At 68.0% G+C, this 26,220-nt stretch carries 31 protein-coding genes; 15 read left to right on the plus strand and 16 right to left on the minus strand.

Features of this window, described 5'->3' with window-relative positions:
* Positions 1-37: 37 nt before the first annotated feature.
* Positions 38-643, plus strand: coding sequence for a DUF998 domain-containing protein (locus ASG12_RS20255; protein ID WP_055793544.1), 606 nt, complete (start codon positions 38-40; stop codon positions 641-643).
* The gene (locus tag ASG12_RS20260) at positions 640-1,320 is read left to right on the plus strand and encodes an SDR family NAD(P)-dependent oxidoreductase (protein ID WP_055793546.1); all 681 of its coding nucleotides are present in this window, start codon (positions 640-642) and stop codon (positions 1,318-1,320) included. Before ASG12_RS20255 ends, ASG12_RS20260 begins: the two co-directional genes overlap by 4 nt.
* Positions 1,321-1,323: 3 nt before the next feature.
* Here ASG12_RS20260 and ASG12_RS20265 read toward each other — a convergent pair whose 3' ends face one another.
* Together ASG12_RS20265 and ASG12_RS20270 are read right to left on the minus strand one after the other, a co-directional pair.
* Entirely contained in the window at positions 1,324-2,124 is an 801-nt protein-coding gene (locus ASG12_RS20265; RefSeq protein WP_055793548.1) for a M15 family metallopeptidase, read from the minus strand.
* Positions 2,125-2,235: 111 nt separating this feature from the next.
* Positions 2,236-2,667 carry an SgcJ/EcaC family oxidoreductase gene (locus ASG12_RS20270; protein WP_055793551.1) on the minus strand — a complete coding sequence of 144 codons (432 nt, stop codon included), beginning with the start codon at positions 2,665-2,667 and terminating at the stop codon, positions 2,236-2,238.
* 116 nt (positions 2,668-2,783) lie between these two features.
* Here ASG12_RS20270 and ASG12_RS20275 point away from each other — a divergent pair, with 116 nt between their 5' ends.
* On the plus strand, positions 2,784-3,137 hold the full coding sequence (locus ASG12_RS20275; protein ID WP_055793553.1) for a VOC family protein: 354 nt from the start codon (positions 2,784-2,786) through the stop codon (positions 3,135-3,137).
* Positions 3,138-3,140: 3 nt separating this feature from the next.
* Here ASG12_RS20275 and ASG12_RS20280 read toward each other — a convergent pair whose 3' ends face one another.
* The gene (locus tag ASG12_RS20280) at positions 3,141-3,788 is read right to left on the minus strand and encodes a TetR/AcrR family transcriptional regulator (protein WP_235457684.1); all 648 of its coding nucleotides are present in this window, start codon (positions 3,786-3,788) and stop codon (positions 3,141-3,143) included.
* Between the two features lie 145 nt (positions 3,789-3,933).
* Here ASG12_RS20280 and ASG12_RS20285 point away from each other — a divergent pair, with 145 nt between their 5' ends.
* Entirely contained in the window at positions 3,934-5,454 is a 1,521-nt protein-coding gene (locus ASG12_RS20285; RefSeq protein WP_235457686.1) for an MFS transporter, read from the plus strand.
* 99 nt (positions 5,455-5,553) lie between these two features.
* On the opposite strand, the gene ASG12_RS20290 is transcribed toward ASG12_RS20285, so the two are convergent.
* On the minus strand, positions 5,554-6,333 hold the full coding sequence (locus tag ASG12_RS20290; RefSeq protein ID WP_055793556.1) for an SDR family NAD(P)-dependent oxidoreductase: 780 nt from the start codon (positions 6,331-6,333) through the stop codon (positions 5,554-5,556).
* Positions 6,330-7,049, minus strand: a complete 720-nt coding sequence (locus tag ASG12_RS20295) for an SDR family oxidoreductase (RefSeq protein WP_055793558.1) — start codon at positions 7,047-7,049, stop codon at positions 6,330-6,332. The genes ASG12_RS20290 and ASG12_RS20295 overlap by 4 nt, the downstream gene beginning before the upstream one ends.
* A gap of 99 nt (positions 7,050-7,148) precedes the next feature.
* Between ASG12_RS20295 and ASG12_RS20300 the strand changes: the two genes are divergently transcribed.
* On the plus strand, positions 7,149-7,505 hold the full coding sequence (locus ASG12_RS20300) for a winged helix-turn-helix transcriptional regulator (protein ID WP_055793561.1): 357 nt from the start codon (positions 7,149-7,151) through the stop codon (positions 7,503-7,505).
* Here the strand turns inward: ASG12_RS20300 and clpB are convergent.
* The 3 genes from clpB to ASG12_RS20315 form a co-directional block, all read right to left on the minus strand.
* On the minus strand, positions 7,502-10,066 hold the full coding sequence (clpB, locus tag ASG12_RS20305; RefSeq protein WP_055793563.1) for an ATP-dependent chaperone ClpB: 2,565 nt from the start codon (positions 10,064-10,066) through the stop codon (positions 7,502-7,504). The genes ASG12_RS20300 and clpB overlap by 4 nt on opposite strands.
* A 174-nt stretch (positions 10,067-10,240) precedes the next feature.
* Positions 10,241-11,395, minus strand: a complete 1,155-nt coding sequence (locus ASG12_RS22310; protein WP_055793565.1) for a TerD family protein — start codon at positions 11,393-11,395, stop codon at positions 10,241-10,243.
* A gap of 87 nt (positions 11,396-11,482) precedes the next feature.
* Entirely contained in the window at positions 11,483-12,310 is an 828-nt protein-coding gene (locus ASG12_RS20315) for a DUF1707 SHOCT-like domain-containing protein (RefSeq protein ID WP_055793567.1), read from the minus strand.
* A 99-nt stretch (positions 12,311-12,409) separates the two neighbouring features.
* Between ASG12_RS20315 and ASG12_RS20320 the strand changes: the two genes are divergently transcribed.
* Positions 12,410-13,036, plus strand: a complete 627-nt coding sequence (locus ASG12_RS20320; RefSeq protein ID WP_055793569.1) for a hypothetical protein — start codon at positions 12,410-12,412, stop codon at positions 13,034-13,036.
* A gap of 9 nt (positions 13,037-13,045) precedes the next feature.
* Here the strand turns inward: ASG12_RS20320 and ASG12_RS20325 are convergent, their stop codons facing one another.
* The 4 genes from ASG12_RS20325 to ASG12_RS20340 form a co-directional block, all read right to left on the minus strand.
* Positions 13,046-14,512 carry an MFS transporter gene (locus tag ASG12_RS20325; protein WP_055793571.1) on the minus strand — a complete coding sequence of 489 codons (1,467 nt, stop codon included), beginning with the start codon at positions 14,510-14,512 and terminating at the stop codon, positions 13,046-13,048.
* Between the two features lie 66 nt (positions 14,513-14,578).
* Positions 14,579-15,199 (minus strand): DinB family protein, encoded by a 621-nt coding sequence (locus ASG12_RS20330; protein WP_235457689.1) that lies wholly within the window; start codon positions 15,197-15,199, stop codon positions 14,579-14,581.
* Positions 15,200-15,237: 38 nt separating this feature from the next.
* Positions 15,238-15,696, minus strand: a complete 459-nt coding sequence (locus ASG12_RS20335; protein WP_055793573.1) for a MarR family winged helix-turn-helix transcriptional regulator — start codon at positions 15,694-15,696, stop codon at positions 15,238-15,240.
* On the minus strand, positions 15,693-16,112 hold the full coding sequence (locus ASG12_RS20340; RefSeq protein ID WP_055793575.1) for an SRPBCC family protein: 420 nt from the start codon (positions 16,110-16,112) through the stop codon (positions 15,693-15,695). Before ASG12_RS20340 ends, ASG12_RS20335 begins: the two co-directional genes overlap by 4 nt.
* 100 nt (positions 16,113-16,212) lie before the next feature.
* Here ASG12_RS20340 and ASG12_RS20345 point away from each other — a divergent pair, with 100 nt between their 5' ends.
* Complete coding sequence (locus ASG12_RS20345; RefSeq protein ID WP_055793577.1) at positions 16,213-16,926, plus strand: DUF1345 domain-containing protein; 714 nt, start codon at positions 16,213-16,215, stop codon at positions 16,924-16,926.
* 6 nt (positions 16,927-16,932) lie between these two features.
* On the opposite strand, the gene ASG12_RS20350 is transcribed toward ASG12_RS20345, so the two are convergent.
* Positions 16,933-17,379 carry a hypothetical protein gene (locus ASG12_RS20350; protein ID WP_156378205.1) on the minus strand — a complete coding sequence of 149 codons (447 nt, stop codon included), beginning with the start codon at positions 17,377-17,379 and terminating at the stop codon, positions 16,933-16,935.
* A gap of 92 nt (positions 17,380-17,471) precedes the next feature.
* The gene (locus tag ASG12_RS20355) at positions 17,472-18,113 is read right to left on the minus strand and encodes an MBL fold metallo-hydrolase (RefSeq protein WP_055793580.1); all 642 of its coding nucleotides are present in this window, start codon (positions 18,111-18,113) and stop codon (positions 17,472-17,474) included.
* 166 nt (positions 18,114-18,279) lie between these two features.
* On the opposite strand from ASG12_RS20355, the gene ASG12_RS20360 reads away from it, so the two are divergent.
* Entirely contained in the window at positions 18,280-18,696 is a 417-nt protein-coding gene (locus ASG12_RS20360; RefSeq protein WP_055793582.1) for a DUF732 domain-containing protein, read from the plus strand.
* A gap of 25 nt (positions 18,697-18,721) precedes the next feature.
* Here the strand turns inward: ASG12_RS20360 and ASG12_RS20365 are convergent, their stop codons facing one another.
* Positions 18,722-19,600, minus strand: a complete 879-nt coding sequence (locus ASG12_RS20365) for a LysR family transcriptional regulator (RefSeq protein WP_055793583.1) — start codon at positions 19,598-19,600, stop codon at positions 18,722-18,724.
* Positions 19,601-19,689: 89 nt separating this feature from the next.
* On the opposite strand from ASG12_RS20365, the gene ASG12_RS20370 reads away from it, so the two are divergent.
* The 7 genes from ASG12_RS20370 to ASG12_RS20400 all read left to right on the plus strand — a co-directional run bounded on the left by ASG12_RS20370 (position 19,690) and on the right by ASG12_RS20400 (position 26,016).
* The gene (locus ASG12_RS20370; RefSeq protein WP_055793585.1) at positions 19,690-20,547 is read left to right on the plus strand and encodes an aldolase/citrate lyase family protein; all 858 of its coding nucleotides are present in this window, start codon (positions 19,690-19,692) and stop codon (positions 20,545-20,547) included.
* Positions 20,548-20,585: 38 nt separating this feature from the next.
* Positions 20,586-21,113, plus strand: a complete 528-nt coding sequence (locus tag ASG12_RS20375) for a MaoC/PaaZ C-terminal domain-containing protein (RefSeq protein ID WP_055793588.1) — start codon at positions 20,586-20,588, stop codon at positions 21,111-21,113.
* On the plus strand, positions 21,113-22,447 hold the full coding sequence (locus ASG12_RS20380) for an acetyl-CoA hydrolase/transferase family protein (RefSeq protein ID WP_055793590.1): 1,335 nt from the start codon (positions 21,113-21,115) through the stop codon (positions 22,445-22,447). Before ASG12_RS20375 ends, ASG12_RS20380 begins: the two co-directional genes overlap by 1 nt.
* Before the next feature lie 26 nt (positions 22,448-22,473).
* On the plus strand, positions 22,474-22,854 hold the full coding sequence (locus tag ASG12_RS20385; RefSeq protein ID WP_055793954.1) for a VOC family protein: 381 nt from the start codon (positions 22,474-22,476) through the stop codon (positions 22,852-22,854).
* 39 nt (positions 22,855-22,893) lie between these two features.
* A complete protein-coding gene (locus ASG12_RS20390; protein WP_055793592.1) occupies positions 22,894-24,642 on the plus strand; it encodes a pyruvate dehydrogenase in 1,749 nt (582 codons plus the stop codon).
* 134 nt (positions 24,643-24,776) lie between these two features.
* Entirely contained in the window at positions 24,777-25,523 is a 747-nt protein-coding gene (locus tag ASG12_RS20395) for a MerR family transcriptional regulator (RefSeq protein WP_055793594.1), read from the plus strand.
* A gap of 73 nt (positions 25,524-25,596) precedes the next feature.
* Positions 25,597-26,016, plus strand: coding sequence for a hypothetical protein (locus tag ASG12_RS20400; protein ID WP_055793595.1), 420 nt, complete (start codon positions 25,597-25,599; stop codon positions 26,014-26,016).
* Here the strand turns inward: ASG12_RS20400 and ASG12_RS20405 are convergent.
* Positions 25,987-26,181 (minus strand): hypothetical protein, encoded by a 195-nt coding sequence (locus tag ASG12_RS20405; protein WP_055793598.1) that lies wholly within the window; start codon positions 26,179-26,181, stop codon positions 25,987-25,989. The two genes, ASG12_RS20400 and ASG12_RS20405, sit on opposite strands and share 30 nt — an antisense overlap.
* Positions 26,182-26,220 lie beyond the last annotated feature (39 nt).

The following is a 26,220-nucleotide window of genomic DNA, read 5'->3' on the forward strand; positions in this document are numbered from 1 at the left end:
GGTCCGCGTCGCGGCATGTCTGTGGCTTGTCGGCGGGGTGGTCTACGTCGTGTCCGAGGTGCTCGCGGTGGCCGCGTATCCCGGCTTCAGCCTGACGCGGGACTACATCAGCGCACTCGGCATCCCCGGCGACTCCCCGCGGGCGACGACGATGAACGTCGGTGCGTTCATCGTGCACGGTGCCCTGTTCGCGGTCGCCGGTGTCGTCGCAGCCCGCGGTCTGAGCGGAACGCGGCGCGCGCGTGTGGCTTTCGCGGGGCTCGCGGTGACGAACGGTGTCGGCAACGTTCTCGTCGGCGTGTTCCACTCGGGGACGAGTCCCCTGCACGGAGTCGGCGCGTTCCTCGCGATCGTGGGCGGCAACGCGGCGATCATCGTCGCCGGTGGGCTGTTGCGGACGTGGGATGCCCCCGCGGTCCACTGCGTGGCGAGCCGCGCGGCGGGTGTGATCGGCATCGGATGCTTCGTCGCGCTGCTCGCGGTGAGCGGGGCCGACACCGGGATCGAGGGCGCCATCGAACGCGGCAGCGTCTACACGATCATCGGGTGGGACCTCGTGACCGGTGTGGTCCTGCTGGTCAGCGGGCGTCGAAGCCCATCACGGGTTTCGGCCGCCGCACGACGGGGCACTATGGAGAGATGACTGATATCTCGGGCAAGGTGTACGTCGTCGTCGGTGCCAGTGGAGCCCTCGGTTCGCGGATCGCGCGGTCGCTGGCCGAGCAGGGTGCGACGTTGACGATCAGCGGCCGGTCGACCGAGACGCTCGACGGGCTCGGCATCGACGGCGCCCACGTGGTGGCGGCCGATCTGCGCGAACCCGATGCCGCGCGCACCGTGATCGCCGAGGCGAAGGCGAAACACGGTCGCATCGACGGCGTCGTGAACGCGGCGGGTGTGGCCGCCTTCGGTCCCGTCGCCGACATCGACGACGACACCGTCGACGATCTCGTGCTCATCGATTTCCTCGGCCCCCTGCGCCTCCTGCGTGCCGCGCTCGGCGAGATCGAGGAGGGCGGTGTCATCGTCGGGATCAGCGCCGTCCTCGCCGAGCAGCCCGTCGGCGGGATGGCGACCTACTCGGCGGTGAAGGCGGCCGCCTCCACCCTCTATGTCGCCGCGGCAAAAGAGGCGCGGCGCAACAAGATCCGCGTCGTCGACGTCCGGCCGCCGCACACCGAGACCGGCCTCGCCGACCGCGCCATCGCGGGCGATCCGCCGAAGATGCCCGAGGGCTTGAGCCCCGACACCGTCGCCGACCGCGTGATCGCGGCGATCACCGGCGGCGAGCGCGAGGTCGCCAGCTCCGACTTCAGCTGACGTCTACCTCCGCAGCGACGACCGTGCGACGGGGAAGTCGAAGTAGGTTTTCGGGAACCGTTCGGGTTTGTAGGTGAAGTGCCACCACTCGTAGGGATACGGGGCGAATCCCTGCTGCACCAGTCCGTTGAGGAGCAGGACGCGGTTGCGCAGCTGCTGCCCCTGGACGCGGGAGTCGAGTGGCCACGCGAGGGTGTTGAAGCAGTCGAAGCCGGTGCCCATGTCGATCGAGTTGTCTCCGAATCGTTTCGCCTGTGGCGCCGTGCAGTCGACGAGCCGCTGTCCGCGGACGTACGGCGGGGTGGGCCGGGCCGGCAGGCGGACGAGGGTGAGGTCCATGGTGCTGCCGCGACTGTGGCCGGATTGCTCGGCGATGTAGCCGTCGCGGAACAGGTTCGACTTGTCGACGCCGGTGTAGAAGTCCGCCTTCATCCGTTGATCGTCGAGACGCTTCGCCCACGCGACGAAGTCGTTCACCGCGCGCTGCGGGCGGTAGCAGTCGTAGACCTTCAGCGAGTAACCCTGCAGGAGGAATTGCAGCTGCGCTCGGTGCAGTCCCTCGGCGGCCTCGCGGGTGAGGATGCACATCGGCGCGCGGTAGCCGTCGACCGGATCACCGGTGAAGTTGTGCGGCGTGAAGTACCGGATCTCCTGCAGGATGGTCGGATCGACGTCGCTCAGCGCGACGAAGTCGCTCGGCGCGCGCGTGGTCGAGGGTGTCGCGGGAGCGGCCGCCGCGGTCGGCGCCGCCAGGGAGAGCGCGACGAGAACGGCGGCGCCGAGGCCGAGGAGTCTGGATCTCATACCTCCGATTACCTCACGAACGAGGTGGTGGGCGCCGACTTCGGCCGAAAACTGCTCCGAGACCGATGCCCGAGGGGAATGGTCCCTCGGACCGTCGACTGGGGGCAGATTTCAGTCGAAAGCCGGCAGCACGTCGGTGATCGGGGTGTTCTGACCGGCGGCGAGCCACCACATGCCGTCACGGCGGACGAGCACGTACATCGCCATCTCCGAGAAGGCGCCGTTGATGGCACGCCTGTGGATCTGCGCGATCACGACGTCGTCGGTGGGTACCGACGCCTGCGCGAGTTCGAAGACCGAAGCCGGAGATGCCGGCGTCCTTGTCAGCTGGGTGTGATGGATGGCGTTGAGGCTCGCGAAACCCTGCAGAACCCGGCCTTTCGGCGAGCCCCAGAGGACGTCGCCGGCGAACACAGCGTCGTAGGTGTCGGCGTCCCCGGTGTCGTGACCACGCTGGAGGTGGTCGATGAGGTCTGCGATCGCGTCGCGGTGTTCGCCGCTGTCGAGCGTCGGGCGGAGGGTTCGGTCGTTGTCGATGTCCATGGTCGAGACGGTAGGACCTCAACCTTACTTCGGGTCAAGAAGGCCTTTGACCGATGAGTTCCGGTAGCCCGGCGAGTCGATACATGGGTACCCGTTCCCCAGCGAAAGGCAGACCCATGTCCATCGAGCATCTGCTCGCCGTCGTGCGCGTGACCGACCTCGCGGCCGCGAACAGCTGGTACGAGAAGCTATTCGGCCGACACGCCGACAACAACCCCATGCCGAGCCTGGTCGAGTGGCAGGTCGTCGACCACGCGTGGGTGCAGGTGTTCGTCGACGTGGACCGCGCCGGATCGAGCCTGCTCAACCTTGCCGTCGACGACATCGACACCCACATCGCCGAGCTGGCCGATCGAGGAATCCATGCCGGCGAGGTCCAGACCGTGACGAAAGGCGTTCAGCTGTCGAACATCAGCGATCCCGACGGCAACGCGATCACCCTGATCGGCCGGTTTCGTGTGGCCTACTGAGACTCAGATGTCCTTGACCGCAACGCGGAACGCGTCGTAGGTCGACTGCAGCGCCTCGGCGCGCGCGGCCTGGCTGCCCACCTGCGAACCCGCACCGCACAACTTGTCCATGGCGAGGTGCATCAGCGACAACCACACGGTCGCGATGACGCGGACCTGCATGTCGTCGGTGCTCGCGCCGGTGCGCTCGGCGATCTTCTCGCTCAGGCGGCGGAACTTGATCTCACCCATCTCGGCGCTGCGGCCACTCACCGACGGCGACGACTGCGCGATGCGGTTCATCACCTCGAAGCGGTTGAGGTCGACACTGGAGATGTCCGGACACCCGCCGCACATCACCGACAGGTGCGCGTCGAGCAGGGCCTGGAACTCGTTGCCGGTGCGCGGCTGAGCGTCCATCGCTGCCGCGACCGCGGCGACCATGTCGTCGATGGGGGCGAGGATGACGTCCTCTTTGGTCGCGAAATAGCGGTTGAACGTGCGCGGTGAGATGTCGGCGGCGTCGGCGATCTGCTCGACCGTGGTCGCGTCGAATCCCTGCGAATCGCACAGTTCGAGCGCGACATCGATCAACCGAGCCCGCGTCTGTACCTTCTTGCGCTCACGCAGACCGGCTCTGGCCTGCGGATTCTCGGTCTCCACCACTGTCACGAGCCCCATCGTACCCGTCCGCTCGCGACAAGCGCCGCAAACTGCCAAATGTCACACGGCGCCTTCTGTCGCTTGACGCCAAGTGTCTGGCTCTGCCACTATTGCCGAGCGCCGCCCGGCACACCCTCTCCAGATTCGAGGAATCGTGGCAATCACCAGTCCCCCAGAAGTCGACAACACAGAACTCGACCGCACCGACCTCGTCGACACGACGCAGGCCGGCACGTCGACCAGCAACCGCAAGTGGTGGGCCCTCGGCGTCATCGCCCTGGCCCAGCTGATGGTCGTGCTCGACGCGACGATCATCACCATCGCTCTCCCCTTCGCGCAGACCGATCTCGAGATCTCCGACGCCAACCGCCAGTGGGCGCTGACGGCCTACACGCTGCTGTTCGGCGGGCTGCTGCTGCTCGGTGGCCGGATGGCCGACTACCTCGGGCGCCGCAAGATGTTCCTCATCGGCCTCGCCGGCTTCGCTTTGTCTTCTGCCGCAGCGGGTTTCGCGTGGAACGGCGCCTCGTTCTTCGCCGGCCGTGCCCTGCAGGGTGTCTTCGCCGCGATGCTCGCACCGGCCGCCCTGTCGCTGATCACGGTCACGTTCGTCGAGCAGAAGGAACGAGCGCGCGCACTCGCCGTGTACGCCGGGGTCTCCGGCGGCGGTGCTGCGATCGGCCTCATCGCCGGCGGCGCCCTGACCGAGTTCTTCTCGTGGCGGTGGACGTTGCTCATCAACACACCCATCGCACTCGTCGCCGCCATCGGCGGACTGTTCCTCGTCGTCAAGGACAAGCCCAGCGCTCGCACCGGTGGGTACGACCTGCCCGGCGCGGTCACCGTGACCGCCGCATTGGTCAGCCTGGTCTACGGCTTCACCAAGGCTGCCGAATCCGGTTGGGGCGCAGCGTCGACGGTGTCGCTGCTGATCGCCGGCGTGGTGCTCCTCGCGGTGTTCATCGCCATCGAGATGCGGGTGTCGAACCCGCTGCTGCCGTTGCGTATCCCGGGTGAGATCAACCGCGGTGGCGCGTTCCTCATCTCGTTCATCGTGCCCATCCCCATGTTCGCGATGTTCCTGTTCCTGAGCTACTACTTCCAGAAGACCCTCGGCGAGACCCCCTTGCGCACCGGCGTCCTCTTCCTGCCGTTCCCGATCTTCATCGTGATCGGTGCGGGCGTGGCCAGTTCGCTGCTGCCGAGGTTCGGTCCGCGTGCACTGCTGGTGGGTGGATCGGGACTGGCCACAGCGGGCCTGCTGTATCTGGCCCAGCTGGACGTGGACTCGACGTGGTTGGTGGACGTGCTCCCGGCGATGATCCTCATCGCCGCGGGCATGGGACTGGTGTTCGTCTCGATGCAGACCGTCGCACTGCACCGTGTCGACGCCGACGACTCGGGCGTGGCCAGCGCGTTGGTCAACACCACCCAGCAGATCGGTGGCTCGATCGGCCTGGCGCTGTTGAGCACGATCGTGGCGCAGGTGTTCGCCGGACGGCCGAACACCGACACCCCGGCGGGCCTGAAGGAGGCGGACATCTTCAGCTACGACGTCGCCTTCTACTCCGGAGCGGGATTCATGGCCGTCGCCCTGGTGGTCGCGCTGTTCACGATTCGGATGCGCAAGGAGGATCTGGCCGACGAGTCACCGGATCCCCTTCTCGTCGGCTGACGCCGCGGCCACCCGCACTGCTGAGAACTGCCCCGAGAGCGACGTGCGAGGGAACATTCCCCTCGGACGTCTGCCTCGGGGCAGTTTTCGGCAGATGGGCTACTCGACGTGCGGCTGACCGGTCGAGGCGCTGGTTCCGCCGTCGACGGTGAGCATGGTGCCGGTGATGTAGCGGGCGTCGTCGGAGGCCAGGAACAGCACCGCGGGTGCGACGTCGTCGGGCTCGCCGGGGCGGCCCAGCGCGATGCGGTTCACGAACGGCGCCAACGCCTTCTCATCGCGGCCCATGCCCTCGGTCATCTCGGTGAGGGTGAAGGCCGGACCGACCGCGTTGATCCGCACGCCGCGGCCGCCGTAGTCGAGGGCCAGGGATTCCACGAACCCGTTGACCGCGTGTTTGGTCGCGTTGTAGGCCGCCTGTCCCCAGTCGCCGGCGATCCCGGACACCGACGACACCGCCACGAGGTTGCCGCCGGTCTTGACCAGTTCGGGCAGCGTCGCCTGTGCGACGTGCACGAAGCCGTCGATGTTGACCCCGCGCAACAGCGCCCAGCTGTCGTCGGACATCTCGGTGATGTCGCCACCGCCATCGTGGACGCCGGCGTTGCTCACCACGATGTCGATGCGGCCGAACCTGTCGAGGGTCGCCGCGACGAGCGCGTCGACGTCGGCCCGCTGTGCCACGTCGGCGGTGACGACGAGGGCGCGGTCATCGCCGGCGTCAGCGACGGCCTCGTCGAGGGGTTCGCGTCGGCGGCCGGCGGCCACGACCTTCGCGCCGTTGGACAGGAACGCGCGAGCGATGGCGCGCCCGATACCGGTTCCGGCGCCGGTGACGACGACGACCTTGTCGGCGACTGCGTAGGTGTTGTTGGTCATGCGCTGCGTGCGCCTCCCTCGACGTGGATGGTCTCGCCGCTGACGAATCCGGCGGTCAACAACCATGTTGCCGCATCGACGATGTCGGCCGTCGCGCCGACGCGGCCGGCCGGGATGCTGCCCGCGACGCCGTCGAAGAGTGCGGCGCGGTCGGAGTCGGGCATACCGTCCCAGGTGCCGGAATCGATGATGCCCGGCGAGACGGCGTTGACCCGGATGGGTGCCAGCTCCTTCGCCAGGTGGCTCGCGGTGAACGACACCGCGCCGTTGGTGATGCCCATGATCGCCTTGCCGGGCGACGGCTTCCACGCCGCGACCCCGGAGAACAGGACGATCGAGCCCGACGCAGGCATCGACGGCGCGAAATGCTTGGCCAGCAACAGCGGACCGATCACCTTCGCCTCGAAGGCGGTCACCGTGCGGTCGTGGTCGAGATCGGCGACGGCCACGTTATGGTGCGCCGCGGCCAACGACACGATGTGGTCGAGCGCGCCGAGGTCGGCGGCCGCCGAGGCGATGGTCGCCTCGTCGGTGACGTCGATCGCGATGCCACGGGCGCCAGGCAGGGAGGCGGCCGCCTTCTCCGCAGCGTCACCGTCTCGGGCACCGATCACCACGTGTGCCCCGAGTTCGGCTGCGCGCGTGGCGATCGCGAGTCCGAGATTCTTCGCACCGCCGACCACCAGGACGGTCGCTCCGGTCAGGTTGTCGCTCATGGGTGTCCCCTGTCGATGTCGTCGTAGACTTGCACGAGCAACGGTATGGATTTGATACCGGTATCTACAACGAAACCGACTCCCACCAGGAGGGACACCATGTCGAAGGCCTACACCGTGATGGCGCCGACCTGTCCGAGCCGCGTGGTGCTGCACCGCATCGGGGCGCGGTGGACGGTCTTCGTGGTCACCGCACTGGCAGACGGCCCGATGCGTTTCACCGAGCTCAAGGCCCACATCCAGGGCATCACCCCGAAGGTCCTCACCGAGACCCTGCGGGCGCTGCACCACGACGGGCTCCTCGAGCGCACCGATCTCGGTGGTCAACCACCCCACGTGGAGTACGCGCTCACCGACCTGGGCCGCTCGCTGCTCGAGCCGTTGGCCGCCGTCCGGGAGTGGGCAGAGACCCACGTCCCGGACGTGCAGGCGGCCAACGCCCGACACAGCAGCTAGCCCAGAACCAGACTCTCACCGTCGGCGGAGACGTTCACCGGCACGACGTCGCCGTCGTGGATGTCGCCGGCCAACAGGCCGCGGGCGAGCGAGTCGCCGATCGACTTCTGCACCAGCCGTCGCAGGGGCCGAGCACCGTAGAGCGGATCGAATCCTCGTGCGGCGAGCCACTTCTTGGCGTTGTCCGACACCTCGAGGTCGAGGCGTCGCTGCGCCAGCCTGGTCTTGAGCTGACCGATCTGGATGTCGACGATCGATGTCAGCTCGTCGGGGTCGAGCCCGTCGAAGATGAGCACGTCGTCGAGCCGGTTGATGAACTCCGGCTTGAACGCCGAGCGCACCGCCGCCATCACCTGCTCCTCGCTGCCACCGGCACCGAGGTTCGAGGTCAGGATCAGGATCGTGTTGCGGAAGTCCACCGTCCGCCCCTGGCCGTCGGTGAGGCGACCCTCGTCGAGCACCTGCAGCAGGATGTCGAACACGTCGGGGTGGGCCTTCTCGATCTCGTCGAAGAGCACCACCGTGTAGGGACGGCGGCGCACCGCCTCGGTGAGCTGGCCACCCGACTCGTAGCCCACGTAGCCCGGAGGGGCACCGACGAGCCGTGCGACGCTGTGCTTCTCGCCGTACTCGCTCATGTCGATACGCACCATGGCGTGTTCGTCGTCGAACATGAACTCCGCCAACGCCTTCGCGAGCTCGGTCTTGCCGACACCCGTCGGTCCGAGGAACATGAACGAACCCATCGGACGGTTCGGGTCGGCGACACCGGCACGCGAACGTCGGACCGCGTCGGACACGGCCTCGACGGCCTTGCGCTGACCGACGACGCGCGCACCGATCTCGTCCTCCATCCGCAGGAGCTTGGCGACCTCACCCTCGAGCATGCGGCCGGCGGGGATGCCGGTCCACGCCGAGACGACCTCGGCGACGTCGTCGGGGCCCACCTCCTCCTTGAGCATCACCGATTCCCCTGCCGGGGTGCTCTTCTCGGCAGCGACCGCGAGTTCCTTCTCCAGGGCCGGGATCTGGCCGTAACGCAGTTCGGCGGCCCGGCCGAGATCACCGTCGCGTTCGGCGCGATCGGACTCACCACGCAGCGCCTCGAGCTTCTCCTTCAGATCACGGACACCGTCGATGGCCTGCTTCTCGCCCTGCCACCGCGCCGAGAGTTCGTTGAGCTTCTCGCGCTGATCGGCCAGTTCGCGACGCAGCTTCTCGAGCCGCTGCTTCGACGCATCGTCGGTCTCGTTCGACAGTGCGACCTCCTCGACCTCGAGACGGCGCACGATGCGTTCGACCTCGTCGATCTCGACCGGACGCGAGTCGATCTCCATGCGCAGACGCGATGCGGCCTCGTCGACGAGGTCGATCGCCTTGTCGGGCAGGAACCGCGACGTGATGTAGCGGTCGCTGAGCGACGCCGCGGCCACCAGGGCCGAGTCGGTGATGCGGACACCGTGGTGCACCTCGTACCGCTCCTTGAGTCCACGCAGGATCCCGACGGCGTCCTCGACCGAGGGCTCACCGACGTAGACCTGCTGGAACCGGCGCTCGAGGGCGGCATCCTTCTCGATGTACTTGCGGTACTCCTCCAGCGTTGTCGCACCGACCAGCCGCAGCTCGCCGCGGGCGAGCATCGGCTTGATCATGTTGCCCGCGTCCATCGCCGAATCGCCGGTCGCGCCGGCACCCACGATGGTGTGCAACTCGTCGATGAACGTGATGACCTGTCCGGCAGACCCTTTGATCTCCTCCAGGACGGCCTTCAGTCGTTCCTCGAACTCGCCGCGGTACTTCGCGCCGGCGACCATCGAGGACATGTCGAGGCTGACGACGGTCTTGTCGCGGAGGCTCTCCGGCACGTCGCCGGCGATGATGCGCTGGGCGAGGCCCTCGACGATGGCGGTCTTGCCGACGCCGGGCTCGCCGATGAGCACCGGGTTGTTCTTGGTACGACGGCTGAGCACCTGCACCACGCGGCGGATCTCGGTGTCGCGGCCGATGACCGGATCGAGCTTGCCCGCGCGGGCCTGCGCGGTGAGATCGGTGGAGTACTTCTCCAGCGCCTGGTAGGTCGACTCGGGGTCGGGTGAGGTGACGCGGGCATTGCCGCGCACGGCGACGAACGCGTCACGCAGGGCCTGCGGGGTGGCGCCGACATCGGCGAGGAGCTTCGCGACGTCACCGTCGCCGGTCGCGAGACCGACCACGAGGTGCTCGGTCGAGACGTACTCGTCGCTGAGCTCACCGGCGAGCTGTTGCGCGGCGGTGATGGCCGCGATCGTCTCGCGGGTGAGTTGCGGCGCGGAACTGCTGCCCGATGCCGTCGGCATCCGCGACACCAGGTTCGCGGCCTGGGCCTTCACCGACGCGGGATCCACGCCGACCGCGCGCAGCAGCGGCGCGGCGATGCCGTCGGGCTGGTCGAGGAGTTCGACCAGCACATGGGCCGGTCGGACATCGGGGTTGCCGGCGGCGGTGGCCGCCTGCACCGCGGCCGACAGCGCGGCCTGGGTCTTGGTGGTGGGGTTGAACCCGCCGGAGTTGGGGTTGGTCATGGGCTCACCTTTCTTGAGTGAGGTTGGTGCAAGTTTGTAAGTCTGTCGGGCTTCTGTGGCCCGTCATTGACCTCAACGCCTTTTCACTTGAGTCTGTTCCGCTCAAGTATGCGGATCTGGCCCTGTTCGTGCAACCACGCCCACCGCACCTCGATCAGCCCGCCGGCGATCGGATCATTTCGATCCGCGTGCCCACTTCATGCCCCACCCGTAAGCCTCGTCGAGCTTGCGCTGGCCACCGTTGATGTAGCGGACCTCGCGGGTGATGCTCAGCTCGCCGTCGCGGACCTCGAGCATCGCGATGGCACAGGTCATGGCGGTGTTGTCGGCGCTGTCGAGGCGGACCTCGACCTCAGCGCCTCCCGGCGGGAACAGCGTGACCACGCCGTCGGCGGCCGACCAGTTCGGCGTGCCCTCGTAGATGAACGCGAACACGAGGATCCGACGGAACTCGGCGAGGCGGGACAGGTCGATGAGGAGGTTCTCGCCGCCGGACACGGTGCCACTGCGGTCGTCGCCGTCGAGCAGGATCCAGGGCGGTCCGTTCAGGCTGCCGAAGGAGTTGCCGAGCGCCTGCACCACGCTCTTGCTGCCGTCGGCGAGTTCGTAGAGGCATCCGAGGTCGAGATCGACGCCGGTCTGTTTGCGGAAGAGCCCGCCCTTGGCCGCGCCGCGACTCCAGTTCAGGTTGATGCGCATGGTGCCGCTCGGTTTGTCGCGCACCTTCGCCAACGAGATGGTCGGTGCCGACTTCGTCAGCGTGATCTTGCCCAGGTTCACCGGCGGTGTCGCGGGAGGCGGGCTTGCAGGAGGCGGGGCCACCGGTGGCGCGGTGGCGGCGGGCGCGTCGTCGACGCTGACGCCGTGCTCGGTGACCAGGGCCGTGAAGCCGGCGTCCCAGCCGGCGGAGACGTTGCGGACCTTCCACGCGTCGCCGCGCCGGTAGATCTCGGTGAGGACGGCCGCGCGTTCGGTGGTCAGGCCCTCGGCGGGCAGGTCGAGGGCTCCGATCGCGACCGACAGTCCGCGTACGTCGGCCAGCGTGCCGGGCGCCGAGTCGTCGAGAACCACGGCCAGTCGCAGTGTGTGCACGTCGGTCGGCACAGCGGTGAGATCCACCTCGACGGCGTCGGTTCCCGCGAGTCGTACCGCACCGCCCGGCGCCACCGGGTTGTTGAAGAACACGAAGTCGTCGTCGGAGCGGACACGGCCGGCCTCGGTCACCTGGAACACCATGAGGTCGCACGTCCCCGCCGACGGTCCCGACACCGTCGCCCTGAAGCGGCGATCGCTGAGTGGGGCATTGGCACCGCGGCTCAGCGTCGTCATGTTTCGACCGTAGCCGCTTCGGTCAGGTGCGCGGGGCGGCGGACGGGCGACCAGGGCGAGCGGGAACGTGGGGGTGAGCGCGAGCGGTCAGCAACCCCAACCGCAGACCGCGACACCCTTGATGGTGCCGTCGAGATGCGTCACGAGATGCGAGTCGATCCCGATGTCGTTGACGCCCATCCAGATCTCACCGCCGTCGTCGCCGCCCACGGTGACGCGGAACTGCTCGCGCGCGGAGTTCGCGGGGGTGAGCCGCAGACGCGCAGGCGCCGAGGCTATGAGCGACACCACCTTGTCGACGTCGATGCGGGCGAGATCGACCGGAGCGCTCGAATTGCTCACCGCCAGGCCGCCGTAGAAATCCGGCGAGTAGAACTCGCCACCCGGGGAGTAGTCGTACTGCGTGCTGCCGTTGGGTGATGCGGGATCGAACACGTTGAGTACGGCGCGGCTGCCGTAGAGATGGATGCCCTCGACGGTGGTGGTGTGGAAGCGATCTCGTGTCGCCTTCACCACCCCGCGGATACCGTCGGCGGTGAACATGCCGCCCGCGAGCATCGGATCAGCGGCGATCGCCGCGGCCGGCGACGGCGAGTCATCGCCGGGCACCACGACCACCACCCCGACGACGACGGCCGCGACCACGGCGACGACACCGGACCCGATGAGCACGCGACGGCGTCGCCACCACGACTGCGTCACGGCCGCGTCGGGGACCCGGTCCACTCGTTGCAGATCCGCGGCCAGGGCCGCGAGCTCCCCGAGGGTGGTGGCCGACTCGGCAAGAGCGACGCGTCGGCGGTACTCGATGAAGTCGATCTGCCCGTCTGCGAGGGCATCGTCGAGGATCGCGAGGTGCGAGACGCGATCGACGTCGCGGGCACGGGTCCGATCGTCCGGGCCGGTGGTCATCATCGGGTCGCCTCACTGTCGCGGGTAACGGGCCGTACCGGGTAGTCGCGCAGGTGGCGGCAGGCGTTACGGCCGTTCGTACGTCACGGTAACGGAGATGTCGTGGTGTACGACACAGTCGGTACAGGATCGTTCCACCACCGTCACGCCCCCGGAGGCACCGTGAACTCTCGCGCCATCGCACCCGTCATCGTCGGCCTCGCGGTCGTCGCTCTCGCGGGATGCGGATCATCCGACGACAGCGCCACCACCGCGACATCCGCGGTCACCGTGACCCGCACGGTCACACCGTCGGCCCCGTCCACCACCGTGCCGACGCCGGTGGTCACCGAGACGGTGACGAGCACCGAACAACCCGCTCCGGTCACCACCGTCGCGGGCGGCGGGACATCCAGTTCTTCCTACGCCGGCAAATACGGGCGCCACGAGAGCCTCATGACCCTCAATGCCGACGGCACCGGCGACACCGTGCAGGGAGCGAACGCGGCCGACGTCGAGGACTGGGCCATCACCTGGCAGCCCGTCGACTCGGGTATCGCCATCACCTATCGAACGCTCACGAAGTCCTACGGCAAAGGTCTCGAGGGCTACCTGTATCCCGGACTGCGGTGGCTCGCCCACTTCGACACCGGCGAAACCGGCAATCGCGTCCTGAACGTCACGAACTCCGGTCCGCGACCACTGATCTGGTGTCTTCCCGGCGTCTCGTCGCCCGAGTGCGGGGCCTGACGGAGAACCTCAGGCGGGCACCTGATCCGCGGTCTCGGCGCGGCGCGCGGTCACGGCGTCGACGACGGCGATGAGCAACCCGACGCCGACGAGCGCGGCGGCCACCGACAGGCCGAGCTGGAAGGCCGGCGCGAAATCGCCGCGTGAGTCGGCGATCTGGGCGAAGAACACCGCACCGACGAGGGCGATACCGGCGGCCGACCCGATGCGCTGACCGGTCTGCAGCACGCCCCCGGCGATGCCTGCCTGCTTCACCGGCACGTCGTCAAGGGTGAGGGTGACGTTCGGCGAGATCACGAAACCCGAACCGACGCCAGCGATCAGCAGCGGCACCGCGGCCGCCCAGCCGACACCGGACCCTGGGACGATCACCGACGCGACGACCGCGCCGATCATGCCGACGAGCACCATCGCCAGCCCGACGGCGACGAGGCTGCGACCGAATCGACCGACGATCGCACCTCCTACGCGCGCCGACACCGCCGACCCGATGGCGAACGGCGTCACCGCGAGACCGGCCTGCAGGGCCGAATAGCCCAGGCCCTGTTGCACATACAGCGTGTAGACGAAGAAGATCGTGGTGAACCCGGCGAAGTAGACGGTGCCGATGACGCATCCGAGGGTGTAGGAGCGCATCGAGAACAGCGAGAGATCGACGAGCTGCTGGTGCCCGCGTGTGCCCTGGCGCCGCTCCCACAGCACGAACGCCGCCAACAGCAGTGCGGCCGGGATGAACAGCAACCACTTCGCCGACCCCTGCCACTGCTGCTCCTGCACCAGCGGCAGCATCACCGCGAGCACACCGAGGCCGAGGAGCACGACGCCGACCGGATCGAACGACGACGCGCGCAGCGGCTGCAGGGACTCGGCGTCACGCGAGGGCAACAGCTTGACCGCGGCGACGAGTGCGACGGCGCCGATGGGCACGTTCACCATGAACACGTAGCGCCATCCGTGCTCGACACCGCCGAGTTCGATGAGCACCCCGCCCAGCAGCGGACCGACGGCGGTTGAGATCCCGATGGTCGCGGCGAACAGACCGAACGCCTTGGCGCGCTCAGCGCCGCGGAACAGCTGCTGGATCAGACCCGACACCTGCGGGCTGAGGATGCCGCCGGCGAGGCCCTGGACGAGGCGGGCGATCACCAGGGTGAGCGGGCCGGTCGCCAACCCGCACGCCGCCGAGGCGACCACGAACAGGATCAGTCCTACGATGAAGGTGGTCTTGCGGCCACGCGCGTCGCCGATGCGACCGGCCGGCACCAGGAACAGGCCGAACGCGAGCGCGTACCCCGACACCACCCACGACAGGTCGGCCGAGGACGCACCGATCCCCTTCTCGATCGACGGGAGCGCCACGTTCACGATCGACACGTCGAGCAGGGTCATGAAGCCGACCGCGAGGCAGACCGTCAGGGCGGTCCACCGCCGCGGATCCGGTTCGTAGTCCTCGGCGGGTGCGGGTCGGGAGGTCATGGTGTCGTGCAACACCGATGTCCGTTCTGGTCTTCCCGACCACTACTGCACGGCTCGAACGGCGGGTCACATGGTGGTGCGGCCGTCGATGCTCTCGCGGATGATCTCGGCGTGGCCGGTGTGCTGGGCGGTCTCCGACACCAGGTGGATCAGCACCCGGCGGATGCTCCACGACGCACCCGGGGTGTTCCACGGCGCCTCGGGCAGCGGGGTCGACCGGGACAGATCGCCGGCGGAGGCGATGACGTCCTCGGTGCGTGCCGCGACGGCGGCGTACTCCGACAGGATGGATTCGCGCGAGTCACCGGGCAGCATCTGGAATTCGTTCTGACGGTCGATCGCCCACTGCGGGTACGTGTGCGCAGTGCCCGACATCAGGTCGTCCCAGGTCACACCGTCGGGCAGCACGAGCTCCATGCCGGAGGTGCCCTCGACGACGAACCTCGTCCACGCGGCCTCGGTCGAGGCGACATGCTTGATCAGCCCGCCGAGGCAGAGCGCGCTCGCGGTGGGCGTCAGGCCGAGTTGCTCGTCGCTGAGGCCCTCGACGGTCCCGATGAGGAAGGCCCGTGCCTGCGCCAACTCGGCAAGCAGTTCGCCGCGCTCGTCGATGGTCGTGGCGGTGGTGTCGGTGGTCATGGTGGCTCCCTGCGTCTCGGTGATGATCATGGTCTCGGTGGTCGTCATGGAGAGAGCTTCACAGCCATTGCGGACAGCTACGGTCCTCAACTCTCACGCGGTGTCGATCGACTTCTGTCGGGCGCCAGACGGGTCAGCAGCGCGACCGCATCTCGGCTGCCGACGGGCGCGAAGAAGTCGTGATCGATCGCCTCGACCACGGCGACGGCCTCTCGCGCCAGTCGCTCGCCGGACGGGGTGGGTCGCACCGACCTCGCCCGGGCGTCGACCGGATCGGGCCGACGCTCGACGAGGCCCCGCGCCTCGAGTGCGCGCAGCACCTGCGACGTCATCATCGCGTCGGTGCCGGCGTGATCGGCGATGCGACGCTGGGTGGGCGGCACCGACTCGTTCTCGGTGAGCCACCACGTACTCGCCAACAGTACGAACTGCACGTGGGTGAGGTCGAGGGGTCGCAGCGCGGCGGTGATGGCGCGCTGCCAGGCGAGCGTGACCCGCCACAGGAGCAGTCCCGGACTCTCCGCGGGAGGGAGGCTCGCGCTCACCGGCCCTCGACGATGCGTGCGAGACCATCGATCACGGCACCGAAATCCTCCGACACCCCGGCCCCGACAGCCGCGCAGGTGTCGTCGTCGGCGCCGGTGACCTCACACCGGTAGGTGATCCGCGTCCGGTCGCCATCGGGTTCGGCGGTGTGTCGAACCCGGACCGCGACACCGGCGTCGGGGATCTCGGTCAGGTCCTCGTACCCGCGACCGGGCTCGACCCAGGTGATCTCGAACGGCAGCGACGAGCCGTCGCCGAACACCATCTGCGCCCGCGCCCCGGGCGCGAACGCATCGGTCATCTCGATGCGCGCGACGTCGTCGTTCCACTCCGACCAGGTACCGACATCGGCCCACCGTGCGTACAGCGCATCCGGGGACGCCGTGCTCTCACCGGCGATCTCGACACTCCACATGACCGCTCCTTCGTTCGGCAGTTTAGTATGCGCGCATACTATAACGGACTTCGCCGACACCGCATTCCCGTCGCAGGCCTCAGGGCGCACAATCGCCGACATGACCGATCGCGACACCGGGGACCGTCACCTGAGCCGGCGCATCGAGGCCGAGGCACTGCCCGCCTGGCGTCGCATCACCGAGGGCGAGCCGCGATGGGCGGCCGCGGCGGCCATCGTCGCCGTGATCGCCCTGCAACTCGCACTGCCGCAACGACTGAACCTGTCGTCGCGCTATCTGCTGCCGGGGATCGAGCTGGCGCTGCTGGCAATGCTGGTGATCGCGAACCCACTGCGGATCGACCGGGCATCGCGGCCCCTGCGTTCGGCGAGCCTCGCACTGATCGCCGTCGCCAGCCTGGCCAACGCCTACGCGGCGGTGCGGCTGGTGACCGACATCATCTCCGGCGACCACAAGGTGTCGGCCGCGGCGCTGCTCGCCACCGGCGGGGCGGTGTATCTGACCAACATCATCATCTTCGGGCTCTGGTACTGGGATCTCGACCGTGGCGGACCGGCCACCCGTGCCACGGGCACCCGGCAGTACCCCGATTTCCTGTTCCCCCAGATGACGACGCCCGACGTCTCCGATCCCGACTGGGAGCCACGCTTCGCCGACTACCTCTACGTGTCGTTCACGAACGCGACCGCCTTCAGCCCCACCGACACGATGCCGCTCAGCCGCTGGGCGAAGCTGGCGATGATGATCCAGTCGGTGATCGCGCTCGCCACCGTGGCGATGGTGCTCGCCCGCGCGATCAACATCCTGAACTGACCGGACTCACCCGATCACATAGACCAGCCCCGAGTCGGCATCGGCGAGTGCGCACGCGAATTCCTGCGCGGCCGCCAGGTACCGGCCCACGTAGTCGGCCTCGAACAGGACGCGCTCGGGGCGTCCGGGGACGGCGATCGGAGGCTCGATCAGCACCACGTCGCGGGCCACGTCGGCGACCTCGTCGGGATCGAGGACCCCGAGCCAGGGGTCGTACTCGAAGCCGTTGCCGCACATGGTGACCTGGCCGCGCACCAGCGCCGCGCAAGGGCGGTCACCGAATAGTTCCTGCAGGGCCCGCCACGCCTTGTCGAGATAGAGCATCGGTGGACGATCGCCGGGATCACCCCATGCGTCCATCAGCGGGTCGTCGGAGATGAACAGCCGAGGATCGGAGCGTGCGTGCTCGATCAGTTCGGCGCGGACCGGATAGGCGTAGTAGCGGATTCCCATGCACGCCAACGTCGCAGTGGGCACCGACCGCGCCGTGACGTGACCGCCGCCGAACCGGGAGTTGTGCACAGGTAGGGGGTGATCCCCAAAGATCAGATCTCGATGACCGTGCCCGGGGTCGGCTGCTCCAGCGACACCTCGGTGAGACCGTCGGTGCCGAGGAAGTTGTCGGCGAGACTCTTGCCGACGTCGGACAGCAGCATCTCGTGGATCGCGATGGACCGGCGCGGCGCCACCGCGCGGATGAAATCGGCCGCCTCACCGATCTTCATCCACGGTCCACTGATCGGGACCAGCAGCACCTCGACGTCGGCCTCGGGCACCTCGTAGGAGTCGCCCGGGTGGAAGATGCGCCCGCCGAAGAGGTAGCCGACGTTGTCGATGACGGGGATGTCGGGGTGGATGACGGCATGGCGCTCGCCGTGCACGGTGACGTCGACGTCGCCGACGGAGAAGGAGTCGCCCGCGGTGACCGTGGTGATGCGGTCGGCGTGGCCCTCGATCAGACCGGCGATCGACGGCGGACCGTAGAGCGGTAGGTCGGGTCGCGCGGTGAGGGCATCGCCGATCTTCTCGACGTCGAGGTGGTCGAAGTGCTCGTGGGTGATCACCACGGCGTCGGCGGTGGCGAGCAGGTCGGCCGATTCCGATCCGAACGCACCGGGGTCGACGAGGATCGTCGCCGATTCCGACTCGACGACCACACAGGCGTGGGTGTGTTTGGTCAGCTTCATTGCGGGCTCCTGACTCGGGCAGCGGTTCTGAGATGGGGCTGATCACGAACCTACACACGGCTCCGACGGATAACGGGTTTGTCGCATTCGGCGAAGGCGCCACACCGCTGGGCGATACTGATGGCCGCCGTCGAGATCCGCCGGCGACGACAGATGTGGGGCACACATGAAGAAGCTGATCTTCGCCGCGATCGCCGCGAGCGCGCTGGTCCTGGCCGGATGTTCCGACTCCGACACCGGCAGTGCCGCCGACTCGGCGACGAGCGCCGCCAACAATGCCGCCGACGACATCGGCAGCGCCGCCTCGAAGGCCGCCGACTCGGCAGGCAACGCCGCATCGAACACCCGTGACGCCGGATTCGTCGCCGCACTCGGTGTCGCGAACCTGAAGTTCGGCAGCGACGACGACATGGTCGACGAGGCCAAGGACGTGTGCGAGGACCTCAAGGGCGGCAAGAGCGCCGCCGAGGCCGCCGACAGCGTGAAGGACAAGTACAACGACGACGCCGGCAAGGCGCTCAACTTCGTCCGCACCGCGGTTCCGCTCTACTGCGCCACCGAGACCGGCAAATTGATCGGCTGATCGACCCACGCTCGAGGCCGTCGCCTCACCCGACCATGGTCGCCATGGTGTCGCGGAAGGCGACGGCCGCCGGCGGGAGATAGCGGTCGCCGATACACCCGACCCCGATCACCCGCACCACCCCGGCGTCGCCCAGCGGGATCTCCACCACGTCGTCCCGCGGCGCAGGCGCCGACGGCAGGAGCGCCACCCCGAGTCCACCGCCCACCAGTCCGCGCAACGTCCCGATGTCGGTGCCCTCGAACGTGATCCGCGGCGCGATGTCGAATCGGGCACACGCCGCGTCGAAGACGTGGCGCAGTGTGTGTTCGCCGTCGAGGGCCACGACGGCCTCGTCCGCCAATTCCGCGAATCGCAGTCGCTTCCGGGTGGCGAACCGGTGTCCGCGCGGGACCACCACGAGCAACTTCTCGGTGTAGAGCGGCGTCCACGAGACGTCGAGCGATTCGTCGAACAGTCCCGGCACACTGATGCAGAGGTCGGTCACCCCCGCGGCGAGATCGCTGATGACGTCGCGCCCCGACCGTTGATGGAGTTCGAATCCCACGCCGTCATGCGTGCGGCGGTGCTCATGGATCGCCCTCGGGACAAGGGTCGCACCCAGCGAGTGCAGGAACCCGACCGAGACGGTGCCCGCCGCGACCCCGGCCAGTTCACGGACCGCCGACACCCCGATGTCGATGGTGCGCGCGACATCTCGGGTGGACTCGCGGAACGCGGCCCCGTAGCGGTTCAGTTCCTTGACGCGACCGCGACGGGTGAACAGCGGCACCCCGATCTCACTCTCGAGCGCGGCGATGGCCCGACTCACCGCGGACTGTGACACCACGAGGTTCTCGGCGGCCGCGCGAAGGCCGCCGAGATCGGCCACCGCATGGAAATACCGCAGTTGGTACAGCTCCACGGCACCCCCCTTTAGTTGCGTTTCACGCAAGCATACGATGCACAACTATCGATGGACGCGACAGTCCGGCCGGTCGTAGCGTCGACGTCATGACAACGAACCGGCAATCCCCCACCCTTGGGATCCCGACCTCGTGGCTGTTCACCCCGGGCACCGATCCCCGCCACTTCGACATCGCCGAGCGGGTCGGTGCCGGTGTCGCCCTCCTGGATCTGGAGGACGCCGTCGCCCCCGGCGACAAGGATCGCGCTCGCGCACTGGTGGTCGACGAGCTGACGGCCCTGCGCGACAGGGACATCGACACGCGACGTGCCGTCCGGATCAACACACCCGGGTCGACTGCAGGTCTCCGCGATGTCCTGGCCATCACCGAGAACAACCGGGCCCCTCACTATCTCGTGGTTCCGAAGGTCGAATCGGCTGCGACGGTGGATCTGATCGCGGACGTGTTCACCGAGGCAGGGGTGGTCGCCGATCTGGTCGTGATGATCGAGTCCGCCCGCGGGGTCGTCGACATCGCCTCGATCCTCGGCGATGGCCGAGCACCCATAGCCGCAGTGATGTTCGGGGCCGCCGACATGGCCGGCGATCTCGGGGCCGAGCAGACGAGCACCGTCGTGGCGCAGGCGCGGAACACGGTCCTGCACGCGGCCGCGGCCGCCGGGGTACCCGTCATCGACAGTCCGTTCTTCGACATCGGTGACGCCGACGGACTCACCCGGTCGGTCGACGACGCCGTGCGCAGCGGCTGCGCGGCGAAGGCGGCCATCCACCCCGGGCAGATCGCGACCATCACCGCCGGCTTCACGCCGCCCGCCGAGCAGATCGCATGGGCCACCGAGGTTGTCGACGTCGCGTCTCGCGGCGTGGGCACCGTCGACGGCCAGATGATCGACGAGGCCGTCGCACGCCGCGCACGCCGGATACTCGCCCGCGCCGGGCGCTGACATCACACCCACCGCATCACAACAGCAAGGAGTAGCACATGGATCCGATCCTCGCCGCGTATCGGGAGACCGGCCCGAACACCTATCGCGAGACCTCTGGTCTGTTCTTCGAGGACTTCGTGGTGGGCGACACCTTCGAGCACCGCCCGGGTCGCACCATCACCGACACCGACAACATCTGGATGACGTTGTTGACCATGAACACCCAGCCGGTCCATTTCGACGCCGCCTACGCCGCGGCGACCGAATGGAAGAAGATGCTCGTCGACTCCACCCTCACGATCGCGATGCTCACCGGGATGAGCGTGCGCACCGTGAGCGCGAAGGTGGTCGCGAACCTTGGGTGGGACAAGGTGCGAGCCACCCATCCCGTGTTCGCCGGCGACACCCTCTACGCGTCGAGCACCATCCTCGCCACGCGGGAGTCGAGGAGCCGCCCCACCCAGGGCATCGTCACCGTCGAGACGACCGGCACCAACCAGGACGGTGACGTGGTGATGACGTTCGAACGAACCATGTTGATCCACAAGCGCGGTCACGCGCCCGAAGAGGAGGCGAACTACTGATGACCACCACGACACCCGGACGGACAGCCACCGTGTACGCGTCCAAGCTCACCGACGCCCACACCGCGGTGGAGCAGGTCGAGAGTCGGTCGACCGTCGCGTTGGGCCAGGCCGCCGGACAGCCACCCGCATTGATGCGCGCGCTCGCCGACCGCGCCCGCGCCGGCGAGATCGACGAGGTGAAGCTCTACTACTTCCACGCCGAACAACCCATGCAGGACAGCCTGCTCCGCTATGAACTCATGGGGGCGCTGCGTCCGCACTCGATGTTCCTGCAGCGCGCCGAGCGGGAATTGATCGAGCAGGGCGATCGCGACGGACGCAAGGTGGTCTCGTTCGTGCCCACCGCGTTCAGCCAGTCCATCCGCCTGTTCGCCGATGCGATCCCGGTCGACACCTTTCTCGTCACGGTGTCGCCGATGGACTCCAACGGCTACTTCACCTTCGGGACCAACAACGACTACACCAGTTCGGTTGCCCGACAGGCGAAACGACTCGTCGTCGAGGTCAACTCCCACATGCCGCGGGTGTTCGGCGCCTCGGCACTGCACGTGTCGGAGGTCGATGCCATCGTCGAGCACGACGAGGATCTCCCCGAACTGCCGCAACGCCCGATCGGCGACATCGATCGCACCATCGCACGCCGTGTCGCCGAACTGGTGCCCGAGCACGCCTGCCTGCAGATCGGTGTCGGTGGACTGCCGCAGGCGGTGTGCGAGGCACTCTCCGATCGAACGGATCTGGGTATCCACTCCGAGGTGCTCACCCCCGCGCTCGCCGGGCTCATCGAATCCGGCGTGGTGACCAACAGGTACAAGACCACCCACCGGGGCACGTCGGTGTTCACCTTCGCCATGGGGGACAAAGCCTTCTACGATTTCCTCGACGACAACCGGGGAGTGGAGAGCCACCCCGTCGACCACGTGAACGACCCCGCGGTCATCGCCCTCAACGACAACGTCGTCTCGGTGAACTCGACCCTGGAGATGGACCTCACCGGTGCCTGCAACTCCGAGTGGATCAACGGCCACCAGTACAGTGCGGCCGGCGGTCAGGTCGACTTCGTGCGCGGTGCCTACAACTCGACGGGCGGCCTGTCGGTGATCGCCTTCGCCTCGACCGCGCGCGGCGGGACGATCAGCAAGATCGTGCCGCGGTTGTCCGGACCGGTGACCACCGCACGAAACGACGTCCACCACGTGGCCACCGAGTACGGCATGGTCGATCTCAAGGGGCTGTCGTCCACCCAGCGGGCCCAGTCGCTGATCGCCCTGGCCCATCCCGATCACCGCGCCGAGCTCACCGGGGCCGCGCGCGAACGCCACCTCATCTGATGTATCGCCGATCCGAAGGAGCCACCTTGCAGATCGAAGCGCTCGACCATCTCGTCCTCACCGTCGCCGATCCCGCCGCGACCGTCCGGTTCTACACCTCGGTTCTCGGGATGACCGAGCACACCTTCGGCTCCGGTCGCACGGCACTGACGTTCGGTCGGAGCAAGATCAACCTGCATCAGGCCGGCCACGAGTTCGAACCGAAAGCCGACCGGCCCACCCCGGGTAGCGCCGATCTGTGCCTGCTCGTCTCGACACCCATCGACGAGGTCGTGTCCGAACTCCGCGCGGCCGGTGTCCCTGTCGTCGAGGGTCCGGTGGAACGGACGGGCGCGACCGGGGCGATCCTGAGTGTCTACGTCCGCGACCCGGACGAGAACCTGATCGAGCTGTCCCACCCGATCTGACCCGCACCCCCATCTGATCCCGACCACGAGGAGCGCACCATGGCGACCACCATTGCCGACCAACTCATCTCCGGCCTCATCGACGCAGGTGTGACGCGGATCTACGGGATCGTGGGCGACAGCCTCAATCCCGTCGTCGACGCCGTCCGCCGATCCGGCGGCTCGGCCAAGGGCGGCATCGACTGGATCCACGTCCGCCACGAGGAAGCGGCGGCCTTCGCCGCCGCCGCCGATGCGCAGACCACCGGGCAGCTCGCCGTCTGTGCCGGATCGTGCGGCCCCGGAAACCTGCATCTCATCAACGGTCTCTACGACGCCCACCGCTCCGGTGCACCCGTGCTCGCCATCGCCTCGCACATCCCGAGCAGCGAGATCGGCTCCGGCTACTTCCAGGAAACGCATCCGGACCGGCTCTTCGGCGAGTGCTCGCTGTTCAACGAGCTGATCCTGACCACCGATCAGGCGCCGCGGATGTTCCGGGCCGCGATCCAGTCCGCCGTCACCGGCAACGGTGTCGCGGTGCTCACCCTGCCCGGCGACATCGCCGAGGAATCGGCCACCGCGGCCATGGATCCCGTATCGATCCCGGCGACGCCGACCGTCACCCCGCCGACCGACGTCATCGAGAAACTCGCCGACGCCATCAACGCCGCCGAGAAGGTCGCGATCTTCGCCGGCTACGGCGTGAAGGGCGCCCACGACGAGGTCGTGGCGCTGGCGGAGAAGATCGGTGCACCGATCGGACACTCCCTGCGCGGCAAGGAGTTCATCCAGTACGACAACCCCTTCGATGTGGGCATGACCGGACTGCTCGGGTACGGCGCCGCACACGCGGGCATCCACGACGCCGACCTGCTGATCCTGCTGGGGACCGACTTCCCGTACGCACAGTTCCTCCCCGACGTGACCACCGCGCAGGTCGACATCGACCCGACGAAGATCGGTCGACGCACCGCGGTGACGCTGCCCGTGTGCGGCGATGTGGGTGCGACGGTGCGCGCGCTCGAACCGTTGGTGACACGCAAGACCGACCGTCGCTACCTCGACACCTGGCTGACCAAGCACGACCATCTGATGAACAACGTGATCGGCGCGTACACGACGAAGGCCGAGAAGCTCGTCCCGATACATCCGGAGTACGCGGCGTCGATCCTCGACGACCTTGCGGCCGATGACGCCGTGTTCACCACCGACACCGGCATGTGCAACGTGTGGACCGCGCGGTTCATCAACCCCACCGGGCGACGGAAGTTCATCGCGTCGATGCTGCACGGATCGATGGCGAACGCGCTGCCCCACGCGATCGGTGCGCAGAGCGCCGCACCGGGTCGTCAGGTCATCTCGATCTCCGGCGACGGCGGCCTGTCGATGCTGCTCTCGGAGATCCTCACCGTCGCGATGTACAAGCTCCCGGTGAAGATCATGCTGTTCGACAACGCGACCCTGGGCATGGTCAAGGCGGAGATGCTGGTGGACGGCCTCCCCGACTTCGGCGTCGACGTCGCGCCGGTCGACTACGCGGCCATCGCCAACGCCGTCGGCATCCACGGCCGACGCGTCACCGAGCCCACCGACATCTCCGGCGCCATCGCCGAGGCCCTCGCACACGACGGCCCCGCCCTGGTGCAACTGATCACCGACCCGTTGGCGCTGTCGGTGCCGCCGAAGCTCACCGGTACACAGCTGAAGGGCTTCGCGCTCGCGATGAGCAAGGTGGTGCTGAACGGCGGGGTGGGCGAGGCCATGAAGATGGCGAAGTCGAACCTGCGCAACGTGCCGCGCCCCTGATCATGCCGCTGTCGTCGTCCACCGGCGAGAATCGGCGCTTGACCCTCACGTTGCGTGCGGCTCTAGCGTCGATCTCCTCGGCCACACCCGGTGGCCGACTCAGGAGAAGGTGACGGGGGAGAAGGTGTTCGGAAATGGGTGAGTCCGAGAAGCTCTATCGCGTCGGACAACTCGCGGAGCTGACCGGACTCACGGTGCGGACCCTGCACCACTACGACGAGATCGGGCTGTTGAGTCCGTCGCGCCGCAGCGGTGCGGGATATCGCCTCTACGGCGGCGAGGACGTCACGCGGCTCTACGAGATCCTGGCGCTACGGCAGCTCGGGTTGTCGTTGGACCAGATCAGTGACGCGATCAACGGCGAGACATCGCTCGAGGCGATGCTCGTCGCGCACGCCGACCACGTCGATGCGCAGCTCGTGGCGATGCAGAAACTGCAGACCCACATGGCGACCGTCCTCGCGACGGTGCGTCGACGCACCCGACCCACCGACACCGACCTCCTCGACCTCATCAGGAAGGTGATGACAGTGGATGCACGAGTGGAGAACTATTTCGACGCCGACCAGCTCGCAGCGTTGGCGGTCCGACGAGAAGAGTTGGGCGAGGACCAGATCCGCGCGGTCGAGAACCGGTGGCCGTCGCTGATCGCCGAGGTGGACGCGGCGATCGCGGCCGGGATGGACCCGGCGTCGGAGAAGGCCGGCGCGTTGGCGGCCGAGTGGATGGGACTGCTGGAGCAGTTTCACGGCGGCGACCCCGGACTGCGCGACGGTATGTACCGGATGCAGGAGGAGAACACCGAGGAGATCCAGAAGAACTTCGGTGGCCCCACCCCGGAACAGATCGATTTCATCCGCCGCGCGAACCAGGCGGACTGATCGACAGGTAACGTGGTACGGGTCGGTACCGATAGGGTCGGTGGAGAGAACCCCACCGCCTCGAGGAGACCGCATGGCATCGTCACCGAACGCCCTGATCCGCACGATCGCCGCGACCCTGACCGTGGCCGGTGGTCTCGTCGCTGCCGGAGCGGGTCCCGCTTCGGCAGCGCCGGCGTATGTGTCGCATCCGATCCGATACGACTTCTTCGGCGGCGAGATAGCGGCCGCCCACGTCATCGTGGACGCTGCGACCAACGGGACCGGAACGGTCCGGTTCACCGTCGGCGCTCTACGCGCATCGTTCGACCGGTCCGGACGCACGTTCGGAAATCGTCGAGAGACGGTGTCGTGGCTCAACGTCGCCAACGGTCGTGCAGGTTCGGCCCGGGTCGGCGCAACCCCGACAACAGCAGTCACCGGTCGCGGACCGGTGGTGGTCACGGTGACCGGGGAGTTCGGTCTACCCGCGGTCGGTGTGGTCGATTCCTGACGAGGGACGCGTATCGGTCGGGTGGTCCACCTCGGCGATGTCGCGCGCGGTGCGGGCCACCCGGTCGAGGTGTGACAGGTCGTGCGCGACGAGCGCCGTTCCGAAGTCGGCGGCGACCACGAGCCGAAGCCGGTCGACGGTCTGCTGGTCTGCGATTCCCGGCACGGTGGCGAGGGTAGTCGGCACCCCCGACACTCATGGACC

The sequence above is a fragment of the Williamsia sp. Leaf354 genome (genome assembly GCF_001424365.1).
GTDB lineage: Bacteria > Actinomycetota > Actinomycetes > Mycobacteriales > Mycobacteriaceae > Williamsia_A.

Excerpts from the sequence above, each read along its gene's own strand:
- ASG12_RS20260 (WP_055793546.1), top strand. The coding sequence starts at position 640 with ATGACTGATATCTCGGGCAAGGTGTACGTCGTCGTCGGTGCCAGTGGA.
- ASG12_RS20340 (WP_055793575.1), bottom strand. The coding sequence starts at position 16,112 with ATGTGGAGTGTCGAGATCGCCGGTGAGAGCACGGCGTCCCCGGATGCG.
- ASG12_RS20395 (WP_055793594.1), top strand. The coding sequence starts at position 24,777 with ATGGGTGAGTCCGAGAAGCTCTATCGCGTCGGACAACTCGCGGAGCTG.
- ASG12_RS20345 (WP_055793577.1), top strand. The coding sequence starts at position 16,213 with ATGACCGATCGCGACACCGGGGACCGTCACCTGAGCCGGCGCATCGAG.
- ASG12_RS22310 (WP_055793565.1), bottom strand. The coding sequence starts at position 11,395 with ATGACGACGCTGAGCCGCGGTGCCAATGCCCCACTCAGCGATCGCCGC.
- clpB (WP_055793563.1), bottom strand. The coding sequence starts at position 10,066 with ATGACCAACCCCAACTCCGGCGGGTTCAACCCCACCACCAAGACCCAG.
- ASG12_RS20330 (WP_235457689.1), bottom strand. The coding sequence starts at position 15,199 with ATGACGACCACCGAGACCATGATCATCACCGAGACGCAGGGAGCCACC.
- ASG12_RS20375 (WP_055793588.1), top strand. The coding sequence starts at position 20,586 with ATGGATCCGATCCTCGCCGCGTATCGGGAGACCGGCCCGAACACCTAT.
- ASG12_RS20390 (WP_055793592.1), top strand. The coding sequence starts at position 22,894 with ATGGCGACCACCATTGCCGACCAACTCATCTCCGGCCTCATCGACGCA.
- ASG12_RS20350 (WP_156378205.1), bottom strand. The coding sequence starts at position 17,379 with ATGGGAATCCGCTACTACGCCTATCCGGTCCGCGCCGAACTGATCGAG.
- ASG12_RS20360 (WP_055793582.1), top strand. The coding sequence starts at position 18,280 with ATGAAGAAGCTGATCTTCGCCGCGATCGCCGCGAGCGCGCTGGTCCTG.
- ASG12_RS20380 (WP_055793590.1), top strand. The coding sequence starts at position 21,113 with ATGACCACCACGACACCCGGACGGACAGCCACCGTGTACGCGTCCAAG.
- ASG12_RS20400 (WP_055793595.1), top strand. The coding sequence starts at position 25,597 with ATGGCATCGTCACCGAACGCCCTGATCCGCACGATCGCCGCGACCCTG.
- ASG12_RS20270 (WP_055793551.1), bottom strand. The coding sequence starts at position 2,667 with ATGGACATCGACAACGACCGAACCCTCCGCCCGACGCTCGACAGCGGC.
- ASG12_RS20265 (WP_055793548.1), bottom strand. The coding sequence starts at position 2,124 with ATGAGATCCAGACTCCTCGGCCTCGGCGCCGCCGTTCTCGTCGCGCTC.
- ASG12_RS20300 (WP_055793561.1), top strand. The coding sequence starts at position 7,149 with ATGTCGAAGGCCTACACCGTGATGGCGCCGACCTGTCCGAGCCGCGTG.
- ASG12_RS20275 (WP_055793553.1), top strand. The coding sequence starts at position 2,784 with ATGTCCATCGAGCATCTGCTCGCCGTCGTGCGCGTGACCGACCTCGCG.
- ASG12_RS20295 (WP_055793558.1), bottom strand. The coding sequence starts at position 7,049 with ATGAGCGACAACCTGACCGGAGCGACCGTCCTGGTGGTCGGCGGTGCG.
- ASG12_RS20315 (WP_055793567.1), bottom strand. The coding sequence starts at position 12,310 with ATGATGACCACCGGCCCGGACGATCGGACCCGTGCCCGCGACGTCGAT.
- ASG12_RS20370 (WP_055793585.1), top strand. The coding sequence starts at position 19,690 with ATGACAACGAACCGGCAATCCCCCACCCTTGGGATCCCGACCTCGTGG.
- ASG12_RS20290 (WP_055793556.1), bottom strand. The coding sequence starts at position 6,333 with ATGACCAACAACACCTACGCAGTCGCCGACAAGGTCGTCGTCGTCACC.
- ASG12_RS20355 (WP_055793580.1), bottom strand. The coding sequence starts at position 18,113 with ATGAAGCTGACCAAACACACCCACGCCTGTGTGGTCGTCGAGTCGGAA.
- ASG12_RS20325 (WP_055793571.1), bottom strand. The coding sequence starts at position 14,512 with ATGACCTCCCGACCCGCACCCGCCGAGGACTACGAACCGGATCCGCGG.